Below are 6,965 nucleotides of genomic sequence, written 5' to 3' on the forward strand. Positions count from 1 at the left end.
AAATTTAGTATAATAATGTTCATCAAATCACAATATAAAACGCTACCATTCAGCTTTTTGAGATATTGAATTTGGTAAAGCTTGTGAAGTAATTATTATTACAAAAGCGTTTTCATTTGCGTAATAACGGTGATTTTATCGGTTTGCAAATGTGAAAAAAAGTGTTTTAATACATTATGAAAGAACAAAAGTTAAGGAGATGCACTTATATGACAAAAATTAATGGTTCTGATGCAATGCTTAAAGTTATTTACGATTGGGGAATTGATCATATCTACGGTTTCCCAGGTGGTTCATTCGACTCAAGTATGAACGCTATCTATGACTTTAGAGATAAGATGAAATTTATTGAAGTACGTCACGAAGAAGCTGGTGCTTTAGCTGCTTCTGCAGAATATAAGTTAACTGGTAAGTTGGGTGTATGTTTCGGTTCAGCTGGTCCTGGTGCTGCCCACTTATTCAATGGTTTGTATGATGCTAAGTTTGACAAGACTCCAATGGTAGCAATTGTTGCTAACGTTCCAACTAGCCGTCAAGATATTGACTTCTTCCAAGCTTTTGATGAAGACAAGTGGTTCTTGAACGCTAGTGTTTGGTGCCGCCAAGCTAAGACCGCTGAACAAATTCCAATTTTAACTGATGAAGCTATCCGTCAAGCCTACGCAAGAAAGGGTCCTGCAGTTATCATTATTCCTAAGGACTACGGTTGGCAAAAGATTGATGACACCTTCCGTGTAAACAAGGATGCTCATCCAGCAGACAATTATCCAGCACCAACTAAGGCTTCAGTTGAAGAAGCTGTTAAGCTTTTGAAAGAAGCTAAGAACCCAACCATGTACATTGGTTTAGGTGCAAAGGATGCTGGTGAAGAAGTTAAGGAATTTGCTGAAAAGTTCAAGACCCCTATTATGTCATCATACTTAGGCAAGGGTGTAGTAGAAGACAAATTCCCAGCATACATGGGTACTATCGGCCGTATCGGACCTAAGGCTGCTCAAGAAGTCCAAAGCGCAACTGACTTAGTTGTTTGGGTAGGTAACAACTCACCATTCTCAGTTTTATGGTTCCCTAAGGATGCTAAGGTTATTCAAATTGATGTTGATTCAGCTAAGTTTGGTAAGCGTCACTCAACTGATGTCTCAATGCTTGCAGATGCTAAGAAGGCTTTGAGAGCAATTATTGACGCTGGTGAAGAACGTAGCGAATCACCACTTTACAAGGCTGCTATTGCAGACCGTGAGAACTGGGATGCATGGCAAGCAAGCTTTAAGAACTCAGATGAAATGCCTGTACGTCCTGAACCAATCTGGGATGTTATCAACAAGAAGGCTGATGACAATGCCATCTTTGCTATTGATGTTGGTAACGTTAACGTTGACTCATGCCGTCTTTTGAACTTGCATGATGATCAAAAGTGGACTACTTCAGGCTTGCACGCAACTATGGGTTATGGTGCTCCAGCTGCTCTTACTGCAGCAACTGTTTACCCAGACCGTGAAGTATGGCAATTAGCTGGTGACGGTGGTTTTGCTATGATGAACCAAGAACTTCTTACTATGGCTCGTTACAACATGCATGTTTTGAATATTGTATTTACTAACGAAACACTAGGTTACATTCAAGCAGAACAAGAAGATGAATCTCACCAACCATTATCTGGTGTTATTATCCCTGATAACGACTGGGCAAAGGTTGCTGAAGGTATGAATGTTAAGGGTGTAACGGTTCGCACCAAGAAGGAATTCGAAGATGCTGTCGACGAATTCAAGAAGATGGACGGTCCAATGTTGATCGACGTCAAGTACACTCACGAAATGCCTTACTCAACTGAATTGAACTCACTTGACGACCCAGCCTTTGTTAAGAAGTATGAAGCTGAAGACTTGAAGCCATTCAGTTACTTTGCAGAAAAGTACGGCTTAGAAGCTGACGCTGCAACAGGTGCATCTCAACATGAAGAATCAGAACCAGAAGAGGATCCTGCTCCTGATACAGTTTCCGGTGCTTCACAACACTAATTTGGTTGAGTAATTATAAAGAAGCGAGACGTTTGTCCCGCTTTTTTGTATGGGAAAATATTTCCTGGGAAATAGCCTCATTTTATATACGATTTCAAATATAAAATAGTCTGTTGGCTAGTAAATAGAATACAGATGCTTATAATAGACAGTGTTGGATATGAATTAATGCTTATTAGCCAATAAGCACTATGTGTAAAAAGATGCTAAATTATGAAATCTAAAAAAGCTCTAATTGGTTTACTTGCTACTGCTTTACTTCAGCATCGTCTGTCACTGCCAACGCTGCAGACAACAGCAATTCAACTGCAGTAGCTAAGTTTGATAAAGCTATAACAATTAAAAATATTCCTCGACTTAGCAAGTGGAGCTACATTGTAACTGTAAACTCCGATTCTCAACCTATTTCTGTGGGCAAAGATAGTTATCAAAAAATGCTATTAGAAAAAACGAGTATGACTTTAATTTAGCTGTTAAAGCAGCCAAAAAGCTAAAGGGTCAACAACGTAAATTTGTTCTAGCATCTTTAAAACAGGCTAAAAAGGATGGATACATTACCATTAGCATTTAACATTTTACTTTGGGGTATTGATCAATAAAAGTAATATTTCCTAGGAAATATTATCGAGCAGTGTGTGAAACACTTTTACCCAATAACAAAAAAATTATTAACTAGATTTTAAAAAGCGGAACCTTTTGGCTTCGCTTTTTTGCGTGCATGAACGTATAATAATACTTGATGAACTTTGATTAATGGAGGAATTATTAAACATGCAACAATTCGGCGTTATTGGTTTGTCTGTTATGGGCAAAAACCTTGCTTTAAATGTTAGAAACCACGGCTTTTCCGTTTCAGGTTTCTCAATCGACAAGCCAGAAGTTGATGCTTTCGCAAAATATGAAGATGATAAATTAAAGCCTTGCTACACCTGGGAAGAGTTCGTAAACTCACTTGAAAAGCCACGCAAGATTTTGATTCAAATTATGGCAGGCGATCCAGTGGACCAAACTTTGCAAAAATTGCTGCCGCTTTTGGATAAAGGCGATATTTTAATCGATGGTGGTAACTCAAATTATCACGATACTAACCGTCGTTTCCACGAAATGGAAAAGCACGGCATTCACTTTATCGGTATGGGTGTTTCCGGTGGTGAAGAGGGTGCCTTGAATGGTCCAGCTTTGATGCCAGGTGGTGATGAACCAGCCTATAAGGAAGTTGCTCCAATTCTTGAAGCTATTGCCGCTAAGAATACTGAAGGCAAGCCATGTGTCTACTACATGGGACCTGAAGGTGCTGGTCACTATGTCAAAATGGTGCACAATGGTATCGAATACGGTATTATGCAGGAATTTTCAGAAGTTTACAACTTACTCCGTGACGTTGCTCACAAGAGCGATGATGAAATGTCAGAAATTTTTGATAAATGGAATCATGGTAAGGTAGAAGCATATCTTAGCGAAATCACTTCAAAGGTTTTGGCACAAAAAGATGATTTAACGCCAGATCACGTAATCGATCACATTTTGAACGTTGCTTCATACAAAGGTACTGGTAACTGGATGCTCGAAGATGGTGTTGCACTTGGCGCTCCTGTAACGGTGGTAGCCGAGGCTGTAATGGCACGTTTCATGAGTAAGCAAGCACACTTGACAATTGAAAAGGGCGTTAAACCAACTAAGTTTGAATACAATGGTGAAATTCCTGATGATATGGTTGACGTATTCGAAAAATCATTGCAATTAGCCCAAGCTGTTGCCTATGCTCAAGGTTTCCAACAATTGACAATGGCTGCTGAAGCTTATGATTGGGACTTAAGATACAAGTCAATTGCTCAAGATTGGGAAGCAGGTTGTATCATTCGTTCCGCAATGCTTAAGGATATTGAAAAAGCCTATGACAAGAACGGCAAGCTAATGAACCTATTCCAAGACGATTATTTCCGCGGCTTGATGAAGGAAAACTTGCCAGCTTTGCGTAAGTCAGTTGAATTTGCTACTAAGTGTGGTGTGCCAACTCCAACTTTGAGCGCAGCTCTTAACTGGTTGGAATCAATCTTTAATCCAAACTTGCCAGCTAATATGATCCAAGGCCAACGTGACTACTTCGGTGCGCACACTTACCTTAGAAATGATCGTGAAGGCGTCTTCCACACCGAATGGTATGAAGAAAAATAATTAGTTTCACATGAAACAAAAAAGTCAGTTAGAACATTTCTAGCTGGCTTTTTGTTGTACAATAGTTTGTGACACGTTTTTTTTATTGTGAGGGAGAAAGTAATGAAAGACGAGGCAAACAGAACTAATATTAAACTGTTGCTCCAAGCACTACTTGTCGGAATATGTACCGGCGTAGTAGTTGGTTTATTTAGATTTGGAATCGAAAAGACATCTGGTTTTTGGTTATACTTGTTTCAATTAGCGCACCAGAATCCGTTGTGGTTTATTGCGATTATCATTGGCTTTATTGCGGTAGCGGTAATTGCTGGTTATTTTGTTAAACAATATCCCCATGTTGGTGGTTCTGGTATTCCAGAAGTAAAATTGCAACTGCAAGGGAAGCTATCACTACAATGGTTTCCAATTTTATGGCGGAAATTAATCGGTGGTATCTTGGTTATCGGCACAGGGCTATTCCTAGGACCAGAAGGACCATCATTGCAGCTGGGCTCGACAATTGGTCAAGGTGTTGCTCAGGGATGCAAGCAGAACAAATTAAAAACTAGAATTCTGCTTGCAACAGGGGCTTCAAGTGGTTTGTCTGCCGCTTTTGGCGCTCCTTTGAGTGGTGCCTTGTTTGTCTTAGAAGAAGTATTCCATAACTTTTCACCATTAGTTTGGATGAATGCTTTAGCTGGCGCAATTGCTTCAAATTTTGTCGTTTCAAACTTGTTTGGCATTCGTCACGCCCTAGCAATTCAATATAACTATTCATTTCCGATTTCGTTGTACTGGCACTTGCTTATCTTAGGGATTTTATTAGGCTTATTGGGTCATTTATATAAAGTTGGTTTATTTAGTTTAAAGAAGGTCTATGCTAAAATCACCTTTTTGCCCCGTTGGCTTCATGGTTTGATCCCCTTGGCAATTTTGATTCCGATCGCTTACTTTTGGCCACTGATTACGGGTCCAGGTAATCGATTAATCTTATCTTTACCTAACATGATTACTAAAACTGGTTGGGGGCTAGTCGGCCTTTTGGCATTCTTTTATGTCATGAGAATTGTTTTCTCCATTGTTGCTTATGATTCAGGTCTTCCCAGTGGTATCTTCCTGCCAATTTTGACAATGGGCGCTTTGATTGGTGCAACTTATGGACTGATGATGGTACAGTTAGGCTTGTTACCGCAGCGTTTAGTAGTTAACCTAGTGATTTTTTCAATGGCAGGATATTTTGCAGCAATCATTCGTGCACCATTTACGGCGATTATCTTAATTACTGAGATGGTAGGGTCCTTGCTTCACTTGATGCCATTAGCTGTGGTGGCCTTCATTGCGTTATTAGTTGATGAACTTCTTGGCGGTAAGCCTATCTACGGGCTGCTAGCAGCCGCTATGGACAAGAGTAGTGACCATAAGGCTAACTATACTGGTCAGGCTGATACAATGGCTCTGCCGGTCTATGAGAGCAGTAGACTAGTTGATAAAACTATTTCTGAGGTTCAATGGCCGGTTGATACTAGGGTGAGAACTATTCACCGTGATGGGGATGAAATTATTCCTAATGGACAGACAATTATTCGCGGTGGCGATATGCTTATTCTAGAGTTTGATTCAAGTCAACGTGGCGCAGTTTATAGCAAGATGAAGGACTTGCAAGGCGTTGAACTGGATGGATAGAAAAAATCGTTACTCAATTGAGTAGCGATTTTTTGTTTAATTGGATTTTAAGTAGTGTAAAAACTAATGCTAAAACTTTTAGTAATCAAATAAATATAGAAGTTGATGGTTAAGCTGCTCGCTTAAATATCTCTTTAGTTGCATCAGCTACTCGATTTGGTATCCCGTATGCTTGCATAAATAAACCTGGATCTTCGAAGCAGTCACCCATTTTGCAGGAGTAATTATAGATTAGCTTTATTGAAAAGATGTCTGCTGGACTTTCTTCGGAACTCTGTTCTGTAAAAGTGATATATTGACGAGAATCTACTTCACCATTAGTCAGCATAATGTGACCAATCTCATGACCTATTGAAAATGGTACTTCTTCTTGATGATGCCAATTAGTATTAATGGCAGCGAATCTATAGTTCTTTAAAGAAATGGATGGGTAAGTTGGATTTACTTCAACTAATTCAACCATAATATCACGTTTTTTAGCATAGGCTAATAACCAGTCTATGAGTTTTTGTTTATTCTGATCTGCTGTTGTCATGTCGTTTAATAAGTCCTTTTTTGATATCACGTTCCATAAGTTGACGAACTATGTTCAGGTAGTCTTCTGGAATAGTGTAGCCATGATAGAAATATGGTACTTCACCATCAATAGAAATACCACCAGTTTCATCACCTTTAGGTGATGGGCTAGGATTGTTTGTCTTACCACTTAAATAATCGGCTGACGTATGTAGTACATCTGCGACTGCATTAAGTGCATCAATTCCCGGTCTTTGATTCTTCCAATTATAGATGGAATTTCTACCTAAACCTGCCTTGTCATTTACTTCACGGAGATTCATTTTGTATTTTTTTGCTAATTCTTTTGTGCGCTCTAACTCAATCATACCAAGCCTTTCATGAATATTTGTTCGAAAAAAGTTAGCTTTTTTAGCTTTTAGCTGTTGACATAATTAGTTAATTAGCTTGTAGTACGCGTGGTGCTAGTTAAATCGTTTTAGTTAATAAAAAAGTCCAATTAGACTAGACTCAAGTTGTAAGTAATTTAAATAGAAAAGAGTCTGATCTAATTGAACTATCTCAAGCTTAAGCGTTTTTCTCACCATTTACAAG

The 6,965-nt window shown here is 39.0% G+C and carries 5 protein-coding genes; 3 read left to right on the top strand and 2 right to left on the bottom strand.

The features are described from left to right. The first annotated feature begins 209 nt into the window (after positions 1-209). From spxB to CP352_RS09525, 3 genes are all read left to right on the top strand, one after another. Positions 210-2,018 (top strand): pyruvate oxidase, encoded by a 1,809-nt coding sequence (gene spxB, locus CP352_RS09510; RefSeq protein WP_089142926.1) that lies wholly within the window; start codon positions 210-212, stop codon positions 2,016-2,018. 771 nt (positions 2,019-2,789) lie between these two features. Further along, positions 2,790-4,193, top strand: a complete 1,404-nt coding sequence (gene gndA / locus CP352_RS09520; protein ID WP_005723621.1) for an NADP-dependent phosphogluconate dehydrogenase — start codon at positions 2,790-2,792, stop codon at positions 4,191-4,193. Positions 4,194-4,295: 102 nt separating this feature from the next. After that, positions 4,296-5,855 (top strand): ClC family H(+)/Cl(-) exchange transporter, encoded by a 1,560-nt coding sequence (locus CP352_RS09525; protein ID WP_023487811.1) that lies wholly within the window; start codon positions 4,296-4,298, stop codon positions 5,853-5,855. A 109-nt stretch (positions 5,856-5,964) separates the two neighbouring features. Here the strand turns inward: CP352_RS09525 and CP352_RS09530 are convergent, their stop codons facing one another. Together CP352_RS09530 and CP352_RS09535 are read right to left on the bottom strand one after the other, a co-directional pair. Further along, positions 5,965-6,390, bottom strand: a complete 426-nt coding sequence (locus CP352_RS09530; protein ID WP_089142927.1) for an ImmA/IrrE family metallo-endopeptidase — start codon at positions 6,388-6,390, stop codon at positions 5,965-5,967. Beyond that, positions 6,368-6,739, bottom strand: coding sequence for a helix-turn-helix transcriptional regulator (locus tag CP352_RS09535; protein WP_005721887.1), 372 nt, complete (start codon positions 6,737-6,739; stop codon positions 6,368-6,370). Before CP352_RS09535 ends, CP352_RS09530 begins: the two co-directional genes overlap by 23 nt. Positions 6,740-6,965: the final 226 nt, after the last annotated feature.

The sequence above is a fragment of the Lactobacillus sp. UMNPBX1 genome (genome assembly GCF_002554085.1).
Taxonomy (GTDB): domain Bacteria; phylum Bacillota; class Bacilli; order Lactobacillales; family Lactobacillaceae; genus Lactobacillus; species Lactobacillus crispatus.